Source organism: Dawidia cretensis, assembly GCF_018598175.1.
GTDB classification, from domain to species: Bacteria; Bacteroidota; Bacteroidia; order Cytophagales; family Cyclobacteriaceae; genus Ohtaekwangia; species Ohtaekwangia cretensis.
Genome location: NZ_JAHESE010000202.1, coordinates 1 through 266, shown reverse-complemented (window position 1 = coordinate 266; position 266 = coordinate 1). Strand labels below are relative to the sequence as shown.

Genomic DNA, 266 nt, shown 5'->3' with positions numbered 1-266 from the left:
CCTTGCTCCAGGCTGGCCACTGATCAAGGAATGGGCCTATGCCGGATTCTTCTTTGTCATGACCGGCGCCGTTGTATCACACCTCGCCAGCGGCGACGGCATAGGCGGCGTCGTATGGCAAAGCATCTTTGTCGCGCTGATCGTGCTGTCGTGGTACCTCCGGCCGACCGCGCGCAAGCTTCATGTACAGCCGCGGTAACGACGTAATACCAGCATATCATCATCGATCAACCCCGAACCAGGCAGCGCCTGGTTCTTTCATGTAT

The 266-nt window shown here is 57.9% G+C and carries 1 protein-coding gene; it reads left to right on the top strand.

Annotation, left to right across the window (positions count from 1 at the left end; genetic code table 11):
- Positions 1-199: DoxX family protein (locus KK062_RS30360; RefSeq protein ID WP_254088127.1), on the top strand; the 199-nt coding region annotated here is incomplete at its 5' end.
- Between the last annotated feature and the right edge of the window lie 67 nt (positions 200-266).